Raw genomic sequence first — 25,253 nt, 5'->3', positions numbered from 1 at the left:
GAGTGCGGGCCACGATGGCCCGCAGCTCTACCCGGGGCCCCTGTGCGGCGGTGAGGTGGGGACGACAGGCCCGCAGGGGAGTCGACAGGGATGTCGGCTCCTTTTCGCCCGGACAGGCGACGGCATGGATGCCGGAGTCAGAGCAACGCAGGAGCAGTTGCCGGAGTCCGGTCGAAAAGCCCGGCCCCAGCTCACGGACTTGCCGGGCAGGGCGAGGGCATGGATGCCCGAGTTGAGGCAACGCAGGAGCGGTTGCCCGATGCCCGGCAAGCGCCAAGTGGGGTGGCCTTCTCTGTTGGTTACTTTTCTTTACTCCGGGCATCCTGCCCTCCGCCCTTCGGGCCGGCTCCGCCGTTCGCGCCCGTTCCCGACGGGCGCGTGGCCACGCAAGAGAAAAGTGACTCGGGCGCCGAAGGCGCACGAAAGCTCTGGTTCCATGCAACATCGAACAACCCGAGCCAGGAGCATCGCGCACAGGGTGCGCTCCTACAGGTCGCATCGAAGTCACCCGTGCTTGCGTGCACTCACCTCCCTCACCCCGCCGTCTGCACCTTCCCGATCACCTTCAACCGCTTCTTCTCCGCCTTCGCCGCCTTGCGCGCCGCGCGGCGCTCCTTGCGGGTGGCCTTGCGGATCTTGCGGTCGTAGTTCCACAGGTAGATCGCCGGGGTGCTGAGCAGGGTCAGCAGTTGCGACACCAGCAGGCCGCCGACGATGGCGATGCCGAGCGGCTGGCGCATCTCCGAGCCGATGCCGAAGCCGATCGCCAGCGGCAGCGCCGCGCCCATCGCCACCAGCGTGGTCATGGTGATCGGGCGGAAGCGCACCAGCGCGGCCTCGCGGATCGCCTCGGGCGCGGACAGGCCGCGCTCGCGTTCGCCGACGAGGGCGAAGTCGACCATCAGGATCGCGTTTTTCTTGACGATGCCGATCAGCATCAGGATCGCGATGATCGCCATCAGCGACAGCTGGGTCTGGGTCACCAGCATCGCCAGGAACGCACCGGCACCGGCCGCCGGCAGCGTGGACAGGATCGTCAGCGGATGGCCGAGGCTCTCGTAGAGGATGCCCAGCACGATGTACATCGCCAGGATCGAGCCCAGCAGCAGCACCATGCCGTTCGACTGGGCCTGCTTCAGGCGCTGGTTGGCGCCGGTGTAGTCGACCTTGATGCCGGCCGGCAGATTGATCGCATAGGCCGCCTGGTCGACCAGCGCGATGCCGCGGTCCTGCGGCACGTCCTTGGCCAGGTTGTAGCTGATGGTGACCGCTTCCATCTGGTTGTGATGGCGGATCCGGATCGGGCTGATGCTGGGCGCCATCCGCGCCAGCGCGGACAGCGGGATCATCTCGCCCTTGTCGCTGCGCACGCGGATGTTCAGCAGCGACTGCGGGCTGAGGTTCTCGCCGGGGCTGCTGGTCAGCACGACCCAGTACTGGTTGATGTCGGAATAGATCTGCGACACCAGCCGCTGGCCGAACGCGCTGTACAGCGCGGTGTCGATCGCGCCCATGCTGACGTGCAGGCGCGCGGCCGCCTCGCGGTCGACCTTCAGCTGCTGCTGCTTGCCGACCTGGTCGAAGGCGCTGCTGACGTCGCGGAACTCCTTGATCGTGCGCAGGTGTCGCACCATCTTCAGCGCCCACGGCTGCAGGTCGCCGCCGTCGCTGCTGGTGAGCTGGAATTCGTACTGGCCGCCCTTGTCGCCGCTGCCGCCGCCACCGAGGAACTGCGCCGCGCTGACCGAGACCTTGACGTCGGGCAGCTGGTCGTAGCGCTTGGTCAGCCGCTCGACGATCACCTTGATGTTGTCGGGTCGTCCGCCCGGTCCGTGGCCGCGCGGCTTCAGGTCGACGAACATCTGCGCGTTGTTGCCCACCGCGCCGCCGAAGCCGTTGCCGCCCAGCATGGTCAGCTGGTCGAGCACGGCCGGATCGGCCTGCATGATCTTCTCGACCTGCTGCGCGCGCTCGGCCATCAGCGTCGGCGCGATGTTGGCATCGGCGCTGATGTCGACCTGCAGCTGGCCGGTGTCCTCGTCCGGCATGAAGGTGCCGCCGGCAGTCTTGACCACCGCGAAGCCCAGCGCGAAGGTGAGGAACAGCAGCACCAGCGGCTGCCAGCGCATGATGCGGCGGTGATGCATCGCCCAGTCCAGCGCGCGCTCGTACAGCCGCAGCATGCCGCGATCGAAGCGCTCCACCGCTTGCTCGATGCGGCCCGGCGGCGGCGGATTTTTCGGCTCGTGCTTCAACAGCCGGCCGCACAGCGCCGGGGTCAGGGTCAGCGAGACGATCGCCGAGATCACCACCGCGGCGGTCAGGGTCACCGAGAATTCGCGCAGCAGCAGCACCAGCACGTTGTTGCCGAACAGCAGCGGCGCGAACACCGCCACCAGCGACAGCGTGATCGAGATCACCGTGAAGCCGATCTCGCGCACGCCGGTCAGCGCCGCCGGCAGCGGCGCCATGCCCTGCTCCATGTGGCGCACGATGTTCTCGATCACCACGATCGCGTCGTCGACCACGAAGCCGATGCACAACACCAGCGCCACCAGCGACAGGGTGTTGAGCGTGTAGCCGAGCATCCACATCACCACGAAGGCGCCGGCCAGCGACAGCGGCACGCTGAGCATCGCGATCAGGGTCGGCCGCAGCCGGCGCAGGAACACCAGCATCACCATCGCGACCATGGCGATCGAGATCATCAGCGCGACCTGCACTTCATGCAGCGCCGACTTGGTGGTCTGGGTGAGATCGAACACCGGCATCATCTTCACGTTCGACGGCATCGACGCGGCCAGCTGCGGCAGCCGCGCGCGGATCGCCTCGACCGTGGCCACCGCGTTCGCCTCCGGCCGCTTGGTGATCTGCAGGCCGACCGTGTGCATGCCGTTGAACCAGGCGGCCTGGTACTCGTCCTGCTGGCCGCCGTAGACCCTGGCCACGTCGGACAGCCGCACCGGCGTGCCGTTCTTCACCGAGATCAGCAGATGGGCGAACTCGGACGGATCCTGCAGGCCGTCGCTGGCGGTCACCGTCATCTGCGTGCGACCGTCGCTGAGGATGCCCTGCGGCGAATTGACGTTGGCGGCACGCAGGGCGTTGGCCACGTCGTTCGCGGTGAGCCCCTTGGCGGCCAGCGAGCGATTGTCCAGCTCGATCCGCACCGCATGCGGGGTGCCGCCGAACACCTGCACCTGGGCCACGCCGTCGATCTGCGCCACCGCGGGCTTCAGCAGGGTGTCGGCGAGGTCGTACAGCTTGTCCTGCGGCAGCCCGGTCGAGGTCAGCGTGAGGAACAGGATCGGGATCTGCGAGGTGTCGAACTTGAAGTACTGCGGCGGCGACGGCATGCCCGCGGGCAGGTCGACCGCGGCCGCGTTGATCGCGGCCTGCACGTCACGGGCGGCGCTGTCGGCGGTGCGGCTGAAGTTGAAGCGCACGCTCACCGAAGCCGAACCCTCGGTGGCGTTGCCGTACATTTCGTCGACGCCGGGGATCTGGCCCAGGTGGCGTTCCAGCGGCGCCAGCACCGTGTTCGCCATGGTCTGCGCGCTGGCCCCGGGCATGTTCGCGCCGACATAGACGCCCGGAAAATCCAGCGACGGCAACGCCGCCACGCCGAGCAGCAGATAGGCCCAGAACCCGGCCAGGATCAGGCCGATGGCCAGCAGCGAGGTGCCGACCGGGCGGCGGATCAAAGGTGCAAAGACATTCATGGCGCAGCCGCGACCTGCAAGCCGGACAGGTATTCAGCGTACGCCGGGACTCCCTGCGATGGACACAGGCACGATGAACACGGGGAAGTGGGGAGAGTTCCATTCATGGCGACGTTATGCCATCCGGCGCGCCCGGGCGTATGTGCCTGAAGTCCCTTCCATGCCGGAAGGCAGGGGTGGCACGCCGGCTATTTCGGCAACGCCGGCATCTGCCATTGCAGCTCGCGCTGGCGCTTGATCTCGGCACGCAGACGCTGTCGCGCCGCCTTGCGCTCGCGTCGATCGTGTTGCCACAGGTAGATCGCCGGCGTGCTCAGCAGGGTCAGCAGCTGCGATACCAGCAGGCCGCCGAGGATCGCGATGCCCAGCGGCTGGCGCAGCTCCGAGCCGCTGCCGAAACCGATCGCCAGCGGCAGCGCCGCGCCCATCGCCACCAGGGTGGTCATGGTGATCGGACGGAAACGCACCAGCGCCGCCTCGCGAATCGCCTCCGGCGGCGACATGCCGTGCTCGCGCTCGGCCACCAGTGCGAAGTCGACCATCAGGATCGCATTCTTCTTGACGATGCCGATCAGCATCAGCACCGCGATGATCGACATCAGGGTGAGCTGGGTGTGGGTGACCAGCATGGCCAGGAACGCGCCCATGCCGGCGGCCGGCAGGGTCGACAGGATGGTCAGCGGATGGATCAGGCTCTCGTACAGCACGCCCAGCACCACGTACATCACCAGGATCACCGCCAGCAACATCAGCAGCGAATTGTTCAGCGCCTCGACCAGGTTCTGGTTGTCGCCGGTGTATTTCTTCTGCACGCCGGGCGGCAGGTGGGCCGCGAAGATCGCCTGGTCGACCAGCTTCAGCCCGTCCGCCTGGGTGATGCCCTTGGCCAGGTTGTAGCTGATCGAGGCCGATTCGAGCTGGTCGAAATGATCGACCGAGACCGGCGCCAGATGGGGCCGGATCGTGGCCAGCGCGGACAACGGGATCATCCGGCCCTGGTTGCTGCGCACGTAGGTCTCGAGCAGGCCCTGCGGACTCGGTGTCCTGCCGCTGTCGGCGGTCAGCACGACCCGGTACTGGTTGATGTCGGAGTAGATCGTGGAGACCTGATTCTGGCCGAACGCGTTGTACAGCACCGAGTCGATCTGGCCCATGCCGACGCCCAGCCGCGCGGCCGCATCGCGATCGACCTGCACCAGCTGCTGCTTGCCGATGCCGTCGAAACTGCTGGCGACGTCGCGGAACTGCTTCATGCCGCGCATGACCCGCGCCAGCCGCAGGGTGGGCGCCTGCAGCGGGGTGCCGTCGGTGCTGTCGAGCTGGAACGAATACTGCGCGGCGCCGCCGCCGGCGCCGCCACCCCCGCCGAAGAACTGCACCGTGGTCAGGGTGACGTCCAGATCGGTGACGTCCTTGTAGTGCGTGGCCAACCGGTCGACCACCTGCTGCGCCGAGGCGTGGCGGTCGCCGGGCTTGTCGCCCAGCGGCTTGAGGTCCACGAACAGGCGCGACTGGTTGCCGATCGCGCCGTTGCTGCCGAGACCGCCCAGGATGGTGGTGACGTCGAGCACCGCCGGGTCGGCCCGGATCGTCGCGGCCACTTCGCGGGTGCGCGTGGCCAGCTGCGTCGGCGAGATGTTCGCGCTGGCGGTCATCTGCACCCGCATCAGCCCGGTGTCCTCCTGCGGCATCAAGCCGCCGCCCGCGGTCTTGCCGACCGCGATGGCCAGGCCGACGGTCAGCGCCAGCAGGATCGGCGGTTGCCAGCGCATCACCCGGCGGTGGCGCATGGCCCAGTCCAGCGAACGCCGGTAGATCCCCAGCAGCCCCTCGTCGAAACGCTCGGCCAGGCGTTCCAGCCGGCCGGGCACGCGGCTGCCCGGCCGCTCGTGCAGCAGGCTGCGCCCGCACAGCGCCGGGGTCAACGTGAGCGAGACCACGGCGGAGATCACGATCGTCGCGATCAGGGTCACCGCGAACTCGCGCATCAGCACGGTGAAGAGGTTGTTGCCGAACACCATCGGCGCGAACACCGCGATCAGCGACAGCGTGATCGAGATCACCGTGAAGCCGATCTCGCGCACGCCGGTCAGCGCCGCCTGCAGCGGCGCCATGCCCTGCTCCATGTGGCGCACGATGTTCTCGATCACCACGATCGCATCGTCGACCACGAAGCCCACGCACAGCACCAGCGCCACCAGCGAGAAGATGTTCAGGGTGAAGCCCATCGCCCACATCACCACGAACGCACCGGCCAGCGACAGCGGCACGCTGAGCATCGCGATCAGGGTCGGCCGCAGCCGGCGCAGGAACACCAGCATCACCAGCGCCACCATCACGATGCTCATCAGCAGCGCCACCTCGACCTCGTGCAGCGCCGATTCGGTGGTCGGGGTGAGGTCGAAGATCGGGGTGATCCGCACGTCGGCCGGCAGCAGCCGGCCCAGTCTCGGCAGCGCGGCGCGGATCGCCCGCACCGTGGCCACCGCATTGGCCTCCGGCCGCTTGCTGATCTGCATGGTCACCGCCCGCGTGCCGTTGAACCACGCCGCCGCGTACCGATCCTGCTGGCCGCTGCTGACGGTGGCCACGTCGGCCAGCCGCACCGGCACGCCGTGGCGGCTGGCGATCACCAGCCCGGCGAAATCCCGCGGCGTGTGCAGCGCACCGTTGGCGGTCACCGTCATCTGGCTGACGCCATCGCTCAGCGTGCCCTGCGGCGAGGTGACGTTGGCCGCGCGCAACGCATTGGCCACGTCGTTGGTGGTGATGCCCTTGATCACCAGCGCGTTCGCGTTCAGCGCGATGCGCACCGCATACGGCGTACCGCCGCCGATCTGCACCTGGGCCACGCCGGGGATCTGCGCCACCGCGGGCTTCAGCAGGGTATCGGTGAGGTCGTACAACTGGTCCGGCGGCAGGCTGGTCGAGGTCAGCGTCACCAGCAGCACCGGGATCTTCGAGGTATCGAACTTGAAGTACTGGGGCGGCGTCGGCAGGCCCGGCGGCAGGTCGGCCGCGGCCGCGTTGATCGCCGCCTGCACGTCGCGGGCGGCGTCGTCGGTGGTGCGCCCGAAGTCGAACAGCACCTGGATCTGCGCGCCGCCTTCGTTGGCCGTGGACGCAATCTGCTTCACGCCCGGGATGCGGCCCAGGTGCCGCTCCAGCGGTGCCACCACCGTGCTGGCCATGGTCTGCGCGCTGGCGCCGGGCATCTGCGCCACCACCACCACGCCGGGAAACTCGATCGACGGGAACGCCGCCACGCCCAGTAGCAGGTAGGCCATGAAGCCAGCCAGGATCAGCCCGATCGCGAGCAGCGAGGTGCCGACGGGGCGGCGGATCATGGGGGCAAAAATGTTCACGTGGTCTCCCTGATGCGCAAGCATAGCGGCAGGGCCGCCTCGGCAGGTGGCTGCCGTCGCAGGGAGACGGTGCGTGACGGGGAATCTTTGCGGACGGGCGGCTTCCGTCGCGATGGCCTTGCCCATGTCGGCGCGCGCATCGCGACGGAGGCCGTTTCGTTGCCGGCGGGCCTCACTTCATCGCGGGGCTGTAGCGCAGGGTCAGGAACACGCTGCGACCGGGCTGGTTGAAGTACCACACCGTCTCGTAGTGGCGATCGAACACGTTGGCCAGGCGTGCCTCGACCTGCCAGTCCGTGCTGAAGTGGTAGCTCACGCGCAGGTCGGTGGTGGAGTAGCCGCCCAGCGGATGGGCATTGGCCGCGTCGTCATAGCTGCGCCCGGCCGCGTAGACGGTGGCGCCGAGGCCGACCGCGCCGAAGCGGCGATCCAGATCCACCCGCGCGGTGTGCTGCGGGCGCCGCGGCAGCACCTTGCCGTCGTTCGGGCCGCCGTCCTGGTTCTTCGGCTGCAGCCAGCTCAGGTAACCCTGCAGCTGCCAGCCGGCCAGGTCGACCCCGAGCTGGCCTTCGACGCCGCGGATGCGCGCCTTGCTGAGGTTGCTCGGGAAGTAGTTGCTGTCCAGCGCGATCAGCTGGTCGATGCGGGTCTGGTACGCGTTCAGCGCCCAGTTCCAGTCGCCGCGCTGCTGGCTCAGGCCCAGCTCGGCGCTGCGCGATTTCTCCGGCTCGAGGTCCGGGTTGCCACTGCCGTACGGGTAATACAGGTCGTTGAAGGTCGGCGCATGGAAGGCGGTGCCGTAGCTGGCGGAGAATTTCAGGCCGTCATCGAAGTGGTAACCCCACGCCGCGGCGCCGGTGTTGTGGTTGCCGAACTGGCTGTTGTGGTCGCGCCGTGCCGACAGCTTCAGTTCGTTGCGGCCGAACGTGGCCTGGTACTGCGCGTAGCCGCCGGTGTCGTGGCGCCGGGTGGCGAGGAAGCCGGTGTCGCTGTCGATGTGCTCGCCCTGCCAGTCGAGGCCCAGCGTGACCAGTTGGCCGGTGGCCAGGCTGATGTCGTTCTGCCACGACGCCTGGTTGCGCCGCGAATAGATGTAGCCGACGAAATCGCGGTTCTCGTAGTTGTCGTAGCGATCCAGGTTCTGGCCCACGCTCAGCGTGGTCTGCCACGCCCCCAGCGGATGGAAGCTCAGGCGGCTGCCGGCGACCTGCTGCACGGTGCGGCTGCGGTTCTGGTAGCTGCCGTCGAAATGGATCTCGCCCAGGCTGCGCAGCCAGTTGCCGCTGAGCTCGGTACCGTTGTCCCAGCGGTAGCCGCCGCTGGCGGCAAGGTTCTTGTTGCGGTAGGCGTCGCGATCCGGCTCGTCGGCGAAGCAGCCGGCGAACGCCTCGGCGGCGCCGACACGGCAGGCATTGATGCCGCGGGTGTACTGGGCGCCCACGCCGAGGTTGTACCAGGCGTGATCGCTGCCGCCGGACAGGCCGGCCTGTCCGCGCAGCAGATGGTCGCTGCCGGTGGTGAGGCTGAACGAGGGTCGCAGCCCGCCATCGGGTGAACCATGGCGGGTGAAGATCTGGATCACCCCGCCGATCGCGTCGGCGCCGTACAGGCTCGAGCGCGGGCCGCGCACGATCTCGATGCGCTCGATCTGTTCGACCGGAATCTGTTCGATCGCCGCCAGTCCGTTGCCGACCGAACCGATGCGCACGCCATCGACCCACACCAGCGTGTGCGAGGAATTGGTGCCGCGCATGAACAGCGAGGTCTGCTGACCGTAGCCGCCGGAATTGGCGAAACTCACGCCAGGCAGGCCGGTCAGCAGGTCCTGCAGCGACAGCGGCTGCAGCCGCTCGATGTCGGCGCGGGTGATCACGCTGACCGACGACAGCGCGTCGTCGACGTTGATCGCGGTACGCGTGGCGGTGACGACCACCGGGCTCAGCGCGGCCGGGTTGTTCTGATCGGCGGCCTGGGCGGCCGTCGTGCAAGCAAGCAGCGCCGCTGCCAGCAAAGACTTCTTCATGCTTTCTTCCTCGGCCGCGCACCCGCGCACGGCTCATGCGTTCGATGAGCTGGCAACCGGCGGGAGGAAAAGACGGAACAACGGGCAGGCAGGCACGCCACACACGTGGTTCGGCCTCGCCCACCGCGAGCCACCAGGAATCGTTCGGGCCGGTCTCCGGGCTCGCGAGCGGCCTGCGGTGATCCGCATGCCCCGAACGGCGCCTTCCCGTGCTGTGCACAGTGGCGTTCGCCGTTCGTGAATCTCGCTTACCGTTGCGGGGGCAGCGCCGGCCTTGCAGTGATGAACACCGCGCACCGGCTTCCCGTTTCATCCCTTCGGCGTGACACCGTCGGGACACCTGAACCGCGCCACTGTAGCTTCGGATGGCTATTTGGGCAATCCACAGCAGATCGGAATGGGCAGGAACACTCTCAAGCTGTGGGAGCGACTTCAGTCGCGATGCTTCTGCTTTGGTGCCACAACTGAAGTGCATCGCGACTGAAGTCGCTCCCACAGGCAGCTCTACATTGCTACACCGCCGATCCAGCTCTGCTGCACGCGATAGTCGTCGTCCAGCAGTACCAGGTCGGCGCGATAGCCGGCGGCGATGCGGCCGTGGCTGGCGCCGAGGCCGAGGAAGTCGGCCGGGTAGGTACTGGCCATGCGCACCGCCTCGTCCAGCGGCAGGCCCAGCAGCTGCACCGTGTTGCGCACCGCGCCGGCCATGTCCAGCGCGGACCCGGCCAGCACGCCCTGCGCGGTCTGGCAGATGCCGTCCTGAATCGTGATGATCTCGCCATTGAGCACGAAATCCGGGTAGTCCGAACCCACCGGCGGCATCGCGTCGGTCACCAGCAGCATCTTGCCGCGGGGCTTGGCGGCGATCGCCACGCGCAGGCTGGCCGGATGCACGTGATGGCCATCGACGATCAGCCCGCACCAGCTGTTCGGGTCTTCCAGCGCGGCGCCCACCACACCGGGCTCGCGGCTGCCGAACGGCGTCATCGCGTTGAACAGGTGGGTGAAGCCACGCACGCCGCCGGCCAGGGCCGCGCGCACGGTCGCATAGTCGGCGGCAGTGTGCCCGGCGCTGACGATCACGCCCGCGGCGGCCAGCGCGCGGATGCTGGCCAGCGGCACGCATTCGGGCGCCAGCGTCAGCAGCCGCACACCGCGATGCCCGGCGCTCAGCAGGGCCAGTTCCTCGCTGTCCGGCCGGTGGAAATATTTGGGGTCGTGCACGCCCTTGCGCGCCCGCGCCAGGTACGGCCCCTCCAGATGGATGCCGAGCACGCCGGGCACGCCTTCGGCCAGCGCCTGCTCGACCGCAGCCAGCGCCGCGCGCATCACGTCCGGGTCGTCGCTGATCAGGGTCGGCAGGAAGCCGGTGGTGCCGTAGCGCCGATGCCCCGCGCCGATCCGGCGGATGGTCGCCACCGTGGGGCTGTCGTTGAACAACACGCCGCCGCCGCCGTTGACCTGCACGTCGATGAAGCCGGGCAGCAGCATGGCGCCGCCCAGGTCCTGTTGCGGCGTATCGCGCAGACGCGGATCGGACAGCGGCAGCAGATCGGCGATCCGGGCGCCATCCAGCAGCACGGCGAGGTCGTCATGCCAACCGTGCGCAGTGAGTACGCGGGCATTGATCAGGGCGAGTGTCATGGCGTGGCTCAGACCGTCTCGGTCACCTTGTTGAGATGCGGCGGCACATCGGGATTGAATCCACGACGCAGCGCCAGCTCGCTGGCGGCGCGGTAGAAACTCTGCACGATCAGCAGCGGCGTGCACATCGCCGGCAGCCCACCGGGCACCGGCAACGTGCCCGCGCCGTCCACCCCGGGTGCCGCCACGAACACCTGCGCGCCACGGCGGCGGAACTCGTCGGCCACCGCCAGGGTGCCTTGCAGGGTGTCGTCGTCCTGCGCAAAGACCAGCACCGGAAAGGCCGGGCCGACCAGCGCCATCGGCCCGTGCTTCACCTCGGCCGCGCTGAACGCCTCGGCATGCAGGCCGCAGGTTTCCTTGAATTTCAGCGCTGCCTCGAGCGCGATGCCGAGACCGAAGCCGCGGCCGACCACGAACAGGTTGTGCGCCCCGAGCAGGCCCTCGCTCAACGGCGACCAGTCGGCGTCCCAGCCGGCGCGCAGGGCGTCGGGCAGGCGCTGCAGCGCGGCGACCAGCGCCGGATCGCCATGCCAGCGCGCGCACAGGTGCAGCACCGCGGCCAGCGCCGCGATGTAGCTCTTGGTCGCCGCCACGCTGCGCTCCGGACCCGCGTGCAACGGGATCACCGTGTCGGCGATCGCGGCCAGCGGCGAATCCTCGACGTTCACCAGCGCCACCACCCGCGCGCCGGCCAGCTTCGCGGCCTGCGCGTTGCGCAGCAGGTCGGGGCTCTTGCCCGACTGCGAGATCGCGATGAACAGCGCGTCGCGCCACTGCTGTTCGGCTGCGTAGATCGAGGTGACCGACGGCGAAGCCGAGGCGGTGACGATGCCGAGCTGGGTTTCGAACACGTACTTCGCATACGCCGCGGCGTGATCGGAACTGCCGCGCGCGCAGGTGACGATGAAACGCGGCGGCTGCGCGCGCAGCGTGCGAGCCAGCGCGCTCACCACCGCCTCGTTCGCGGCGAACTGGCGCGCGACCACATCGGCCGCCTCGTGCGCTTCGCGGTACATCAGGGTGTCGCTGGCTTGCATGGCGTGGGGTTCCGGGTCGGTCAATCGGTTTGCAGTTCGGCAACGAAGTCGTAGATGTCGCCGCGATACCAGGAGGTGGTGAACTCGACCACGCGACCGTCGTCGAGGAAACTGCGGCGTTCGATGTTGAGTCCGGCGCTGCCCACGTTGACGTGCAGCAGTCGCGCCTGCTGGGCATTCAGCGACACCGCGCGCAGCCGCTGCAGCGCGCGGCGCGGACGGCAGCCGAGCAGTTCCAGCGCCTCGTACAACGAGTCGTGCACCAGCATCGGATCCGGCAGCACGCTGGCAGGCACCACACTGCGTTCGATCGCCAGCGGCTCGTCCTGGCCGTAGCGCACGCGATGCAGCCGGACCACCAGCGAGCCGGGCGACAGGTTCATCGCCATCGACTCCTCCGGGGTCACCTCGCCGATGCCGCGCTCGAAGAATTCCGAACGTGGCCGCAGGCCGCGCTCGCGCAGATCCTCGGTGAAGCTGGTCAGGCGCGACATCGGCTTGACGATGCGTTCGGCGATGAAGGTGCCGGCGCCGTGCCGCTGGGTCAGCAGGCCTTCCTCGACCAGCCCGGCGATCGCCTTGCGCACGGTCACCCGCGACAGCTTCAGCGCCACCGAAAGATCACGTTCGCTGGGCAGCGCCTGGCCCGGCTCGATGTCGCGATGCTCGACGATGTTGCGGATCGCGCGGCGCAGGCGCAGGTAGGCCAGCGGCTGATGGGTGGTCGGATCGTGGCAGATCCGGCGGTATTCGTTGGCCAGGGCGGTTTCCATGCCGGCACGATACCAATAGCAAACCACTAACCGCAAGCCCGTCCACCCGCCGCCCGACCGGGCCCCCACGCCGCAACCCCGGACTCATCCGATCACGCCGCGTCGATGAATTCGTATGCATGACCGTAGTCGACCTGGTATTTCACTGGTATGATCCACGGCACCCCGGGCGATCGTGCCATCCGGCCCTGCCCGCCATCCGGCATCATGTCGAGGTGACTGCGTGACTGCTTCCCCCCCCTTGGTCGAACCGTTCGACCTGGTGATTTTCGGCGGCACCGGCGACCTCGCCGTGCGCAAATTGCTGCCGGCCCTGTTCCACCGCTTTCTCGACGGCCAGATTCCCGCCAGCAGCCGGATCATCGGCATCGCCCGCGAGGCGCTCGACGACGACGGCTACCGTGCCTTGCTGCGCCAGGCGCTGGTCGGTATCTGCGACGCGGCCAAGCTCGACGTGTTCCTGCAGCAGGTCGGCTATCGCTCGCTGGACGCGCGCAAGGACGATGGCTGGGCGGATTTCGCCGCGCTGATCAAGTCGCAGCCGGAGCATGTGCGGGTGTTCTACCTGTCCACCTCGCCGGACCTGTTCGTCGACATCTGCGGACGGCTCGGCGAACACGGGCTCAACCAGGGCAAGTCGCGCGTGGTGCTGGAAAAGCCGATCGGCCGCGATCTCGACAGCGCGAACCGGATCAACGACGCGGTCGGCAGGGTCTTCAACGAATCGCAGACCTTCCGCATCGATCACTACCTCGGCAAGGAGACCGTGCAGAACCTGCTGGTGCTGCGCTTCGGCAACGCGCTGTTCGAGCCGCTGTGGAACGCCGGGCACATCGACCACGTGCAGATCACCGTGGCCGAAACCGTGGGCGTCGGTCACCGTGCCGGCTACTACGACCATGCCGGCGCGCTGCGCGACATGGTGCAGAACCACATGCTGCAGCTGCTGTGCATGGTGGCGATGGAGCCGCCCTCGTCGCTGGAGCCCGACGCGGTGCGCGACGAGAAGCTGAAGGTGCTCAATTCGCTGAAGGTCATCGACGACAGCAACGTCAACCAGCTCACCGTGCGCGGCCAGTACCGCGCCGGCGTGGCCGAGGGCGCCAGCGTGCCCGGGTACCCGGACGAACTGGGCGACACCAAGTCCAACACCGAAACCTTCGTGGCGCTGAAGGCGGAGATCGGCAACTGGCGCTGGGCCGGCGTGCCGTTCTACCTGCGCACCGGCAAGCGCCTGCCCAGCCGTGTGTCGGAAATCGTGGTGGCGTTCAAGCCGGTGCCGCATTCGATCTTCTCGGCGGACTCCGGCACGCTGGCGCAGAACCGGCTGGTGCTGCGGCTGCAGCCGGACGAAGGCGTGAAACTGTGGCTGACCATCAAGCACCCCGGTCCCGGCGGGCTGCGCCTGCGCAACGTGCCGCTGGACATGAGCTTCGCCGAGGCGTTCGGTGTGCAGCAGCCGGATGCGTACGAGCGCCTGCTGCTCGATGTGGTGCGCGGCAATCCCACCCTGTTCATGCGCCGCGATGAAGTCGAGGCGGCGTGGCGCTGGGCCGGCCCCGTCCTCGCCGGCTGGGCCAACAGCAGCGAGTCGCCGCGCCCGTATGCTGCCGGCACCTGGGGACCCAGCGCCGCCGTTGCCCTGATCGAGCGCGATGGCCGCACCTGGCACGACGAAAGTGAGTAGGCCGGCGCATTCACCATGGCTTCACCCGGGCATGCCGGGGCCTGCGGCACACTGTCCCTTCCCCCTCCCACGACGACCGCGCCGCATCGCCGGCGGCTGGCGAGCCACCTCACCATGCACACCGATTTGAACGTCACCACCCACAGCTTCAGCGATTGCCAGGCCCAGGCCGTGGCGCTGGCCGAGCGCGTGGCCGGCTGCCTGCGCCAGGCCCTGGCCGAGCGCGGCAGCGCGGTCCTGGCGGTCTCCGGCGGCAGCACGCCGAAGGCATTCCTGGCCCGGCTGTCGGGCGAGGCGCTCGACTGGGCGAACGTGCACGTCACCCTGGTCGACGAGCGCTGGGTGCCCGAGAGCGACCCGCGCTCGAACGCCCGCATGGTCCGGTCGCAGCTGCTGCAGGGTGCCGCCGCCGCGGCGCGGTTCGTCCCGCTGTATACCGGCGACCCCACACCGGATGCGGGCCTCGGCACGGCGACCGCGCGGATCGACGCGCTGCCGCTGCCGTTCGACGCGGTGGTGCTGGGCATGGGCGAGGATGGTCATACCGCGTCGTTCTTTCCCGGCGGCGACCACCTCGCCGCGGCGCTCGATCTGGACGGCCGCGCCCCGGTGCTGTCGATGCGGGCCCCCGGCGCCGATGAACCGCGCATCACGCTGAGCCTGCCGACCCTGCTGCACACCCGCGCGCTGTACCTGCTGGTCAGCGGCGAGAAGAAACGCGACCTGCTCGCCGATGCCCGCCTGGGGCTGGGCGCCGCCCAGCATTATCCGGTGCGCGCCGTGCTGACCCAGCCGCGCGTGCCGGTCGCCGTGTACTGGTGCCCTTGAAGGCAGGAATGAGAGTCGAGAAGTGAGAAATGAGTTTTGCCAACGCCCTCGATTGCTTTCGCCAGCCCTCATTCCTACTCGCTTGCCGCTTCATTGGCAGCCAGTGGGTCCGCAACAGGCGACTCGGGTGACGACGGGGTAAGCCCACTCGTTTCTCACTCCTCTCCACTATTTTCTGGATTCAAGTCATGAGCACGCTGCATCCCGTTGTTGCCGAAGTCACCGAACGCCTGCGCGAGCGCAGCGCGGCCACCCGCACGGCCTATCTGGAGCGGATCGACGCCGTCGATCGCAGCGGCCCGCAGCGCGGGCATCTGTCCTGCGGCAACCTCGCCCACGGCTTCGCCGCCTGCGGCAGCGAGGACAAGGACGCGCTGCGCAACGGCCATCGCGCCAACCTGGCGATCATCACCGCCTACAACGACATGCTCTCGGCGCACCAGCCGTATGAGCGTTACCCCACGCTGATCCGCACGATCGCCCGCGACAGCGGCTTCACCGCCCAGGTCGCCGGCGGCGTGCCGGCGATGTGCGACGGCGTGACCCAGGGCCGGCCGGGCATGCAGCTGTCGCTGTTCTCGCGCGACCTGATCGCGATGGCCACCGCGGTGTCGTTGTCGCATGACATGTTCGATGGCGCGCTGTACCTGGGCATCTGCGACAAGATCGTGCCGGGCCTGCTGATCGGCGCACTGAGCTTCGGCCACCTGCCCGGCGCGTTCGTGCCGTCCGGGCCGATGCCCAGCGGCATCCCGAACGAGCAGAAGTCGAAGGTGCGCCAGGCCTGGGCCGACGGCAAGGCCACCAGGGAAGAGCTGCTGGAGGCCGAGGCCGCGTCGTATCACGCGCCGGGCACCTGCACCTTCTACGGCACCGCCAACTCCAACCAGATGCTGATGGAGATCATGGGCCTGCACCTGCCCGGCGCCAGCTTCGAGGCACCGGACACGCCGCTGCGCGACGCGCTGACCGCCGAGGTGGTGCGTCGCACCGCCGCCAGCAGCGCGCTGGGCGAGCACTACCTGCCGCTGGGCCACATCATCGACGAGCGCGCGATCATCAACGGCGTGATCGGCCTGCATGCGACCGGCGGCTCGACCAACCACCTGCTGCATCTGGTCGCGATCGCCCACGCCGCCGGCATCCAGTTGCGCTGGGACGATTTCGACGCGCTGTCCGGGGTGATCCCGCTGCTGGCCCGCGTCTACCCGAACGGCTATGCCGACGTGAACCAGTTCCACCAGGCCGGCGGCATGGCGTTCCTGATCGACCAGCTGCTCGGCGCCGGCCTGCTGCATGGCGACGTCAAGACGATCTTCGGCACCGGCCTGGACGGCTATGCGCAGCTGCCGCAGCTGGACGATGCGGGCGCGCTGCGCTGGGTGCCGGTATCGAAGCAGAGCGGCAACCGCGGCGTGCTGCGCGGGGTCGACGAACCGTTCCGCGCCGACGGCGGCCTGCGCATGCTCGAGGGCAACCTCGGCCGCGCCGTGATCAAGGTCTCCTCGGTACCGGACGACCGCCTGCTGATCGAGGCGCCGGCGATCGTGTTCCACGACCAGGACGAGGTGGCCGGCGCGTTCAAGCGCGGCGAACTGAACCGCGATTTCGTGGCGGTGGTGCGCTTCCAGGGCCCGCAGGCGAACGGCATGCCGGAGCTGCACAAGCTCACCCCGACGCTGGCACTGCTGCAGGATCGCGGCCATCGCATCGCCCTGCTCACCGACGGCCGCATGTCCGGTGCGTCCGGCCGGGTGCCGGCGGCGATCCATGTCACGCCCGAGGCGGTGGCCGGCGGCAACATCGCGAAGATCCGCAACGGCGACCTGATCCGGCTGGATGCGGTGAATGGACGTCTGGACGTGCTGATGGAGGCGCATGAACTGGATGCGCGCCTGCCGCAGCACGCGGACCTGTCGGCCCAGCACAGCGGCATGGGCCGCGAGCTGTTCGGCCTGTTCCGCCAGGCCGCCGCCACGGCCGACATGGGCGCCGGCGTCTTGTGACAATCCTCCGACCCCGTGGGAGCGACTTCAGTCGCGATGCCTTTTGCTGAAGCTGGAGAAGAGCATCGCGACTGAAGTCGCTCCCACAAGCAACTCACCCCTTAACCCGCGGCGATCCTATCCATGAACAACATCGAAGCCAAGCAGCAGCAGATCGAGACCACCATGCGACTGGCGCCGGTGATCCCGGTGGTGGTGATCGACGACGCGAAGGCCGCGGTGCCGATGGCGCGTGCCCTCGTCGCCGGCGGCACGCCCGCGATCGAGGTGACCCTGCGCACGCCGGCCGCACTGGAGGCGATCCGCGCGATCGCCGCCGAAGTGGAAGGCGCCATCATCGGCGTCGGCACCGTGCTCAATGCGCGCGACCTGCACGCCGCGCTGCAGGCCGGCGCACGCTTCGCGGTGTCGCCCGGGATGTCGCCGTACCTGCTGGATGCCGCCGACGACAGCGCGCTGCCGCTGCTGCCCGGCGTCGCCACCGCCAGCGAGGCGATGAGCCTGCTCGAGCGCGGCTATCGCCACCTGAAGTTCTTCCCGGCCGTGCCGGCCGGCGGCCACAAGCTGCTCGGCGCCTGGGCCAGCCCGCTGCCGCAGATCCGCTTCTGCCCCACCGGCGGCATCAGCCTGGGCAGCGCCGGCGACTTCCTCGCGCTGCCGAACGTGCTGTGCGTGGGCGGCTCGTGGCTGACCCCGGCGGACAAGCTGGCAACGGGCGACTGGGCCGGCATCGAACTGCTGGCGCGCGAGGCGGCCGGGCTGCGCAAGCCCGGCTGAACGCCGCTCGCATCGCGGCGTCAGGTACCGGTGGATTCGGCGTTCAGCCGCGCCATCACCGCCGCGGAGACACGGGCGCAGCGCTGACCCATGAACGGGAACGCTTCGCTCATGGTGGCGGCCAGGGTGCCCTGCAGCGAGGTGCGCAGCAGGCGCCGCGCGCGATGCAGGCGGGTCTTCACCGTTTCCGGCCTGATCGACAGCAGCTGCGCGGTTTCCTCCACCGTGCATTCCTCGACGTCGCGCATCATGTAGACCGTGCGAAACGCCTCGGGCAACGCGTCGATGGCGTGCTCGAGCAGGTGGCGGATCTGCACCCGCGCGGCCGAGACCGCCGGGTCCTCGCTGCCGAATTTCGAGGGAAACCGGATGATCTGGTGGGTGTCGTCCGGCGCCGCGTCGAGCTGGTCCAGCCCGACCATGCGGTGCCGCCGTCGCAACCGCCCGCGCGCCTCGTTCAGCACGATGCTGGTCAGCCAGGTCAACAGGGTCGAGTCGCCGCGGAACGAATCCAGCTTGCGGTAGGCACGCAGGTACGATTCCTGCAGCACGTCCTCGGCCTCCGAATCCTCGCCGATCACGCTGCGCGCGATACGGAACAGGCGCTGGTTGCAGCGTTGCATGATCTGCCCGAACGCCTCGCGCTGGCCGCCACGGACCAGCGCCACCAGCGCGTGGTCGTCCAGCGCGAGGTAGTCGACGGGTACCGCATGGATGGATGCCTGCATGGTGTTCTCCTTCTACTCCTGATCGGATGCAGCTGCAGCACGGAAGGTTCCCGGCTCAGCCGGCCAGCGCGGCCAGGATCTCCCGCCGCTGCGGTTCCAGCGCGAATTCGCCGAGCAGGCGCCGGGTCAGCATCGACACCCCGTGCTGACGCACTCCGCGCGAGGACAGGCACTCATGGCGGGCCTGCACCACCACGGCGACGCCACGCGGCTGCAACACCCGGGCCAGCGTGTCGGCGATCTCGACGGTGAGCCGCTCCTGGATCTGCAGACGCCGGCCGAACGCCTCGACCAGCCGGGCCAGCTTGGAAATGCCGACCACGCGGTGATTCGGCAGGTAGGCGATGTGCACCACGCCGCGGATCGCCGCCATGTGGTGCTCGCAGGTCGACTGCAACGGGATATCACGCAACAGGACCGGCTCGGCGTAACCGCCGACTTCCTCGAAAGTGCGGCTGAGCAAGCTGGCCGGATCGCAGCGGTAGCCGGCAAACCATTCCTCGTAGGCGCGCACCACGCGCGCCGGCGTGGCCAGCAGGCCTTCGCGCGTGGGCTCGTCGCCCGCCCAGCGGATCAGCGTGCGCACGGCCGCTTCCGCCTCGGCGCGCGACGGGTGGGGTGTTTCGCTGGCCGCCGGCGACACGGCAACGGAGCGGCGATGGGCGTGATCGGCATCGAGCATGCGACGGGTTGTTCCATGGGGGTGACAGCTGATCCGATGCGCACACCACGGACGAGGTTCCCGCCCGCGCCCGGGACCGCGACCGGAACCTGGGCGCCGCTGCTGCATCCCATGGGCACCGGCAGGCACCGCCCGCCGCTCACCCACAGGAATCGCCATGAACAAGTCACTGCCCATCCTCATCTTCGCCCTCGGCCTGGGCACGCTCGCCGGCGCCCAGGCGCGGCAGGCCCCCGCCATCAACGATGCGCAGATCGCGCACATCGCCTATACCGCGGGCGCGATCGACGTCACCGCGGCGACGCAGGCGCTGGCAAAATCGCACAACCAGGCGGTACTCGCGTTCGCGCAGGAAATGGCCCGCGATCATGCGGCGGTCAACGCGCAGGCGCTGGCGCTGGTGAAGCAGCTCGGCGTGACGCCGCAGGACAATGCCACCAGCCAGTCGCTTTCCAGCGATGCCGCCGCCGAGCAGGACAAGCTGGCTGCGCTCAGCGGTGCGGCGTATGACCGGGCCTATGTCGCCAACGAGGTGGCCTACCACCGGGCGGTCAACGCCGCGCTGAGCGGCACGCTGATTCCATCGGCGCGGAACGCGCAGCTGAAGTCCCTGCTGCAGACCGGGCTGAAGCTGTTCCAGTCGCACCAGATGCACGCCGAGCATCTGGCCCAAAGCCTGCTGAAGTAGGGAGCGTCCCATGCTGCGCATGACGATCCTGCTTGCCGGCATGTTGGCGCTGATCGGTGCGTCTGCACCGGTCGGCGCCACCGGCGCGGCGAAGCCGACAACCAGCTCGCCGGCCCATCGCGTGCACGTGATCGTGATCGACCGGATGCAGTACGGCCCGATGCCGAGCGGCGTGCGCGCCGGCGACATCATCGAGTGGGTCAATCGCGACATCCTCGAACACAGCGCCACCGCGCGCGATGGCCGCTTCGATGTCGACCTGAAACCGGGCCGCAGCGTGCGCTCCATCGCCACCGCCGGCACGGTCGTCGTCTTCTGCAAGTTCCACCCCGACATGACCGCCACCCTGGTGGTCAGATGATCCGAAGCCCGGCCGCATTGGCCGGGCATGCGGCTTATCGCCGGGCCGGCCCGACGCGCAGCCAGCGGGCGGCCTGCAGCAGCCAGACCAGGATCAACCCGATCACCAGCCGTTGCTCCAGTCCGCGCGGCATGCCATGCCACAACGCATCGACCCAGATCGCCACGAAGCACGCCAGCGCCAGCGCGAACGCCGCGGGGAAACGCGATCGCCAGTGCGGGTCGCCGCGCAACCGCCACGACTGCAGCAGCATCGCGGTGGTGACGCACAGGAACGCGGTCTGTGCCGCCGTGCCGTGCAGCCAGCCTTCCAGCGTGGGCTCGCGCCCGGGCAGGTTGCTGTGCGCCAGCGCGGTCACGCACAGGCCCAGCCCGGCGCCGACGAACAGCAGCCATGGCGCCGCACTGCGCGCCCGGCGCGACAACGCGAGGTAGTAACCCGCGCCGAGCAGGCCCAGCGCCGCGGCGAGCACGAAGTAGGCCGCCTGCAGCCAGTGCCCGCCGGGACCCATCAGGTACAGGCTCAGCGGCGCATCGAGCCAGTGCAGGTCCTCGCGCATCGGCTGCACCGCCACCGCGGTGACGACGAACAGCAGCAGGCCGAGCCACGCGGCCGTGCCCAGCCGGTGTGCGGCGGTCGACCGCTCCATCACACTTCCAGGCGGTCGTGCGGACGCGCCACCAGGGTGTACAGCACCGGCATCAGGAACACGCTGATCAGCAAGCGGGTGAACAGGCCGCTGACGATGACCAGCGCGAACGGCCGCTGGGTGTCGGTGCCCACGCCGGTGGCCAGGGCCGCGGGCAACAGGCCCAGCGCCGCCACCAGCGCGGTCATCATGATCGGGCGCAGGCGCAGGATCGCGCCTTCGCGAATGGCTTCGCCAAGGGTGGTGCCGTTGCGACGCAACTCGTTGACGTAGGAGATGTACACCACCGCGGTCTGCACCGACACGCCGAACAGCGCGAGGAAGCCGATCCCGGACGACACCGAGAACGGCGTGCCGGTCAGCCACAGCGCCACGATGCCGCCCACCGGCGCCGACAGCACCACGCCGACTACGGTGATGAACGGAAACTTGAAGTTGCTGTACAGGGTGAACAGCAGCAGGAAGATCAGCCCCACCGTCAGCGGCACGATGATGTTCAACTGCGCGCGCGAGGCGGTGTATTCCTTGTACTCGCCGCCCCAGTCCAGTCGGTAGCCCTGCGGCAGTTTCACCTTGGCGTCGACCTGCCCGATCGCGTCCTCGACCGCGCCGGCCAGGTCGCGGCCCGCCACCGAGAACTGCACGCCGATGTAGCGCGAATTGTCCTGCCGGTAGATGAAGGAGGCGCCATTGGTCACCTGGATGTCGGCGAACTCCTTCAGCGGCAGCTGCTGCCCGCCGGGCGTCGCCACCAGGATGTTGCCGATCTCCTGCGGGTTGTCGCGATACTTCTGATCCAGCCGCACGACCAGGTCGAACTGCTTCTCGCCCTGGATCACCTGGGTCGCCACGTCGCCGCCGATCGCGGTCTGGATCAGGCCGTTGATGTCGTCCACGTTCAGGCCGTAGCGGGCGATTGCGGCGCGATTGATCTTGATGCTGAGGCTGGGTTGGCCGAGCTCCTGCACCAGGGTCACGTCGTGGATGCCGCGCACCTTCTGCAGGACGTGCTTGATCGCCTTGCCCTTGAGCTGCAGCGTGTGCAGGTCCGGACCGAACACCTTCACCGCCAGCGCGCTCTTCAGGCCGGTCTCGGCCTCGTCCACCGCATCCTCGGCCGGCTGGGTGTAGTTGAAGGTGATGCCGGGAAACGCCTCCAGCTTCTTGTCGACCGCCGCGATCAGTGCCGCCTTGTCGCGGTACTTCCCGCGCCACTGCGAATAAGGCTTCAGCCCAACATAGAACTCGACGTTGAAGAAACCGGTCGAGTCGGTGCCATCGTCGGGACGACCCAGCTCCGAGGCGACCGTGGTGACCTCGGGGAACGAGTGCAGGATGTCGCGGATCTTCGGCGCAATTTTGGCCGACTCGTCGAACGAGATGGTGTACGGCATGGTGGCGCGCACCCACAGCGCACCCTCATCCAGTTTCGGCATGAACTCCGCACCGATGCGCGGGATCAGCAGCAGCGACAGCGCCAGCAGGATGACCGAGGCGATCGTGGTCGCCCACGCCCGGGCCAGGCAGAAATCCAGCCCCTTGATGTAGACCGACTTGATCGCCTCGAACGCGCGGTTGGGCCGCTCGCGCACGCCCTTGCGCATGAACCACGAGCACAGCACCGGCAGCAGGGTCAGGGTGATCGCCAGCGAGCCGATCAGGGCGAACACCATGGTGTCCGCCATCGGCTTGAACAGCGTGCCGGACGGGCCGGACAACACGTAGATCGGCAGGAAGCTGACCACGATCACCGCCACCGCGTAGAACAGCGGGCGGTCCACTTCCGCGGCGGCGTCGCGGATCACTTCGATCACATTGAATTTCGTGCCCGCGCGATCGGCGAGCTGGCGGTAGATGTTCTCCACCATCACCACCGCCGCGTCGACCAGTATCCCGAAATCCACCGCGCCGATCGACAGCAGGTTGGCCGAGGCACCCTGCAGATCCAGGCAGATGAAGGCGACCAGCAACGACAGCGGAATCGTGACCGCGACGATCAACCCGGCACGCACGTCGTACAGGAAGAAAATCAGGATCACCACCACCAGCAGCATGCCGCGCACCAGGTTCTGCTTGACCACCTGGGTGGTCAGCGCAATCAGGTCGCTGCGGTCGTAGAACGAATGGATCCTGACGTCCTTCGGCAGGATCTGTTCGTTGAGCTCCTTCGTCTTGGCCTCGACCCGTTCCAGCACATCCTGGGTCTTTTCGCCGGTGCGCAGCGAGATCACGCCCTCCACCGCGTCATCCTGCTTCTCGTAGCCGAACTCGCCCAGACGGGGGGCGATGCCGATGACCACGCGACCCACATCCTTGACCAGCACCGGGTTGCCGTCATGCACCGCCAGCACCACGTTGCCGATGTCCTCCAGCGTCTGCAGCCGGCCGAACCCGCGCACGTAATAGAACTGGCCGCCCTGCGAGTAGAAGCCGCCGCCGGCGTTGCTGTTGTTGGCTGCCAGCGCGGCCTGGACCTGCTGCGCGGTGAGCCCGACCCCGGCGATCTTCGCCGGATCGAGCAGCACCTGGTACTGCATGCTGCCGCCGCCGAAACCGGAGTCGTCGGCCACGCCGGGCACCGAGCGGAACTGCGGCTCGACCACCCAGTCCTCCAGCGTCTTCAGCTCCATCGGCGAGCGGTCGGAGCTTTGCAGCACGTAGCGATAGATCAGCCCGGAAGGCGACGACAGCGGCGATACCGACGGCTTCACCCCATCGGGCAGATCCAGATCGCCGAGCCGGTTGAACACCTGCTGGCGCGCGAAATAGTTGTCGGTGCCGTTGTCGAACGTGAGGGTCACCACCGACAGCCCGTACAGCGAGATCGAACGGGTATTGTCGGTCTTCGGAATGCCGGTCATGCCCTGCTCGGTCGGCACCGTGAGCAGGCGCTCCACTTCCTCCGCCGTGTGTCCGGGCCACTGGGTGACGATCTCGACGCTGGGCGGCGACAGGTCCGGATAGGCGTCCACCGGCAGGCGATGCAGCGCGCGCACGCCGGCGCCGACCAGGATCAGCATCAGCAGCGCGACCAGGAAGCGCTGCGCCAGCGAGGCGCCCACGATCCGGTTCATCAGCGACGCCGCGCGCGGCGGCATGGGCGGCAGATGGTCGCTCATTGGTTTTGCATGAACTGGACGAAGATGCCGCCATCGACCACGACCTGGTCGCCGGGCTCGAGGCCTTCGCTGATCTGGTAGTCGTCGCCGCTGCGCGGGCCCAGGGTCACGTGGCGCCGGGCGAAGCCGCCGTCATGCTGGGCGACATACACGAACGGCAGGTTCTCGTCGTCGCGCAGGATCGCCGAGACCGGGATCAGCAGGCCCTGGCTGGCCTGCCGCGACTGGATCCGCACGCGCACGTACATCTGCTTGCGCAGCAAGCCCTGCGGGTTGTGCACCAGCACCCGCGCGGCCACCGCACGCGTGTCCGGATTGACCACCGCAGCGATGTTGTCCACGGTGCCCGGCAACCCGGCGGCGCCCAAGCCGGTATCCACCTGCGCCGGATCGCCGACCCGGATCGCCGCCAGCTCGGCGGCGGACAGCTGCGCCATCACCCACACCCGCGACAGGTCGGCCACGGTGAAACACGGCGTGCTGCCGGCCTGCAGCAGCTGGCCCGGCGTGATCAGCTTCTCCACCACGGTGCCGGCGATCGGCGCACGGATGATGCCCTGCGCGCTCGTTACCGGGCGACCGGCCCGGATTGCCTTGATCGTGCCGGCATCGACGTCCAGCGCGACCAGAGCCTGCAGCGCGGCATCGCGATCGGCCTCGGCGCTGACCGCGTCGGTTTGCGCCTGCTCGGCCTCGCGCCGGGAGACGCCTTCGTGCTGCACCAGATCCTTGTCCGCATCGGCCAGCCGGCGCGCGTTGCGGGCGGTGATCAGCGCCTTGCGGTAGCCGTTGATGGCAGCGGAGAAGTCCGGCGAATCCACCAGCGCCAGCGGCTGTCCCTTGCGCACCTTGTCGCCGGGCGAGACCAGCAGCCGTGACACCGGGCCGGAGAACGGCGCCAGCACGCTGGTCGCCTGGTCGTTGTCGAAATCGACCACGCCGGTCGTCTCGATCGCGCGATGGAAGCTGGACAACGCCACCGTATGCAGGTGGATGTGCTGACGCTGCGCCTGGCTCAGGGTCACGTCGTGCGGCGTCGTGGCGGCGTCCTGCGCATCGTGGTCACTGTTCGACGAGCAGCCGGACAGGGCCAATGCCCCTGACAGCAGAGCCGTCACCACGGCATACACGAACATGGCAGGGCGTCGCGGCGCGGAAGGC

General features: G+C 68.6%; 17 protein-coding genes and 1 riboswitch. Of the genes, 6 read left to right on the top strand and 11 right to left on the bottom strand.

Annotated elements, in window-relative coordinates:
• Positions 1 to 533: 533 nt before the first annotated feature.
• From ACFPPA_RS18675 to ACFPPA_RS18650, 6 genes are all read right to left on the bottom strand, one after another.
• A complete protein-coding gene (locus tag ACFPPA_RS18675) occupies positions 534 to 3,722 on the bottom strand; it encodes an efflux RND transporter permease subunit (protein ID WP_377322704.1) in 3,189 nt (1,062 codons plus the stop codon).
• Between the two features lie 188 nt (positions 3,723 to 3,910).
• Entirely contained in the window at positions 3,911 to 7,087 is a 3,177-nt protein-coding gene (locus ACFPPA_RS18670) for an efflux RND transporter permease subunit (RefSeq protein WP_377322702.1), read from the bottom strand.
• Positions 7,088 to 7,259: 172 nt separating this feature from the next.
• Entirely contained in the window at positions 7,260 to 9,110 is a 1,851-nt protein-coding gene (gene btuB, locus ACFPPA_RS18665; RefSeq protein ID WP_377322700.1) for a TonB-dependent vitamin B12 receptor, read from the bottom strand.
• Between the two features lie 130 nt (positions 9,111 to 9,240).
• Positions 9,241 to 9,469: riboswitch (cobalamin riboswitch) on the bottom strand.
• Between the two features lie 145 nt (positions 9,470 to 9,614).
• Complete coding sequence (gene nagA / locus ACFPPA_RS18660; protein WP_377322698.1) at positions 9,615 to 10,754, bottom strand: N-acetylglucosamine-6-phosphate deacetylase; 1,140 nt, start codon at positions 10,752 to 10,754, stop codon at positions 9,615 to 9,617.
• Between the two features lie 8 nt (positions 10,755 to 10,762).
• Positions 10,763 to 11,794: an SIS domain-containing protein gene (locus ACFPPA_RS18655; protein WP_377322697.1), complete on the bottom strand. Its 1,032-nt coding sequence runs from the start codon at positions 11,792 to 11,794 to the stop codon at positions 10,763 to 10,765.
• Between the two features lie 20 nt (positions 11,795 to 11,814).
• Positions 11,815 to 12,567, bottom strand: coding sequence for a GntR family transcriptional regulator (locus ACFPPA_RS18650; RefSeq protein WP_377322695.1), 753 nt, complete (start codon positions 12,565 to 12,567; stop codon positions 11,815 to 11,817).
• A gap of 223 nt (positions 12,568 to 12,790) precedes the next feature.
• Here ACFPPA_RS18650 and zwf point away from each other — a divergent pair, with 223 nt between their 5' ends.
• The 4 genes from zwf to eda all read left to right on the top strand — a co-directional run bounded on the left by zwf (position 12,791) and on the right by eda (position 17,865).
• Complete coding sequence (zwf, locus tag ACFPPA_RS18645; RefSeq protein ID WP_377322693.1) at positions 12,791 to 14,254, top strand: glucose-6-phosphate dehydrogenase; 1,464 nt, start codon at positions 12,791 to 12,793, stop codon at positions 14,252 to 14,254.
• Positions 14,255 to 14,368: 114 nt separating this feature from the next.
• Entirely contained in the window at positions 14,369 to 15,082 is a 714-nt protein-coding gene (gene pgl / locus ACFPPA_RS18640) for a 6-phosphogluconolactonase (protein WP_377322691.1), read from the top strand.
• Positions 15,083 to 15,270: 188 nt separating this feature from the next.
• On the top strand, positions 15,271 to 17,088 hold the full coding sequence (gene edd, locus ACFPPA_RS18635) for a phosphogluconate dehydratase (RefSeq protein ID WP_377322689.1): 1,818 nt from the start codon (positions 15,271 to 15,273) through the stop codon (positions 17,086 to 17,088).
• Between the two features lie 123 nt (positions 17,089 to 17,211).
• Positions 17,212 to 17,865: a bifunctional 4-hydroxy-2-oxoglutarate aldolase/2-dehydro-3-deoxy-phosphogluconate aldolase gene (gene eda, locus ACFPPA_RS18630; protein ID WP_377322687.1), complete on the top strand. Its 654-nt coding sequence runs from the start codon at positions 17,212 to 17,214 to the stop codon at positions 17,863 to 17,865.
• A 20-nt stretch (positions 17,866 to 17,885) separates the two neighbouring features.
• Here eda and ACFPPA_RS18625 read toward each other — a convergent pair whose 3' ends face one another.
• Together ACFPPA_RS18625 and folE are read right to left on the bottom strand one after the other, a co-directional pair.
• Complete coding sequence (locus ACFPPA_RS18625) at positions 17,886 to 18,593, bottom strand: RNA polymerase sigma factor (RefSeq protein WP_377322686.1); 708 nt, start codon at positions 18,591 to 18,593, stop codon at positions 17,886 to 17,888.
• Positions 18,594 to 18,648: 55 nt separating this feature from the next.
• Positions 18,649 to 19,275, bottom strand: coding sequence for a GTP cyclohydrolase I (gene folE / locus ACFPPA_RS18620; protein WP_377322684.1), 627 nt, complete (start codon positions 19,273 to 19,275; stop codon positions 18,649 to 18,651).
• 157 nt (positions 19,276 to 19,432) lie between these two features.
• Here folE and ACFPPA_RS18615 point away from each other — a divergent pair, with 157 nt between their 5' ends.
• Positions 19,433 to 19,963, top strand: a complete 531-nt coding sequence (locus ACFPPA_RS18615) for a DUF4142 domain-containing protein (RefSeq protein ID WP_377322682.1) — start codon at positions 19,433 to 19,435, stop codon at positions 19,961 to 19,963.
• A 10-nt stretch (positions 19,964 to 19,973) separates the two neighbouring features.
• A complete protein-coding gene (locus ACFPPA_RS18610; protein WP_377322680.1) occupies positions 19,974 to 20,324 on the top strand; it encodes a cupredoxin domain-containing protein in 351 nt (116 codons plus the stop codon).
• Between the two features lie 34 nt (positions 20,325 to 20,358).
• Here ACFPPA_RS18610 and ACFPPA_RS18605 read toward each other — a convergent pair whose 3' ends face one another.
• The 3 genes from ACFPPA_RS18605 to ACFPPA_RS18595 are packed head-to-tail and all read right to left on the bottom strand — an operon-like array spanning position 20,359 to position 25,228.
• Positions 20,359 to 20,973, bottom strand: coding sequence for a DUF998 domain-containing protein (locus ACFPPA_RS18605; protein ID WP_377322678.1), 615 nt, complete (start codon positions 20,971 to 20,973; stop codon positions 20,359 to 20,361).
• Complete coding sequence (locus ACFPPA_RS18600; RefSeq protein WP_377322676.1) at positions 20,973 to 24,092, bottom strand: efflux RND transporter permease subunit; 3,120 nt, start codon at positions 24,090 to 24,092, stop codon at positions 20,973 to 20,975. Before ACFPPA_RS18600 ends, ACFPPA_RS18605 begins: the two co-directional genes overlap by 1 nt.
• A complete protein-coding gene (locus tag ACFPPA_RS18595) occupies positions 24,089 to 25,228 on the bottom strand; it encodes an efflux RND transporter periplasmic adaptor subunit (RefSeq protein WP_377322674.1) in 1,140 nt (379 codons plus the stop codon). Before ACFPPA_RS18595 ends, ACFPPA_RS18600 begins: the two co-directional genes overlap by 4 nt.
• Positions 25,229 to 25,253: the final 25 nt, after the last annotated feature.

Source organism: Rhodanobacter ginsengisoli, assembly GCF_042657065.1.
Taxonomy (GTDB): Bacteria; Pseudomonadota; Gammaproteobacteria; order Xanthomonadales; family Rhodanobacteraceae; genus Rhodanobacter; species Rhodanobacter ginsengisoli.
The sequence above is the reverse complement of the archived record's forward strand: the minus strand, read 5'-3'. Positions and strand labels throughout refer to the sequence as shown.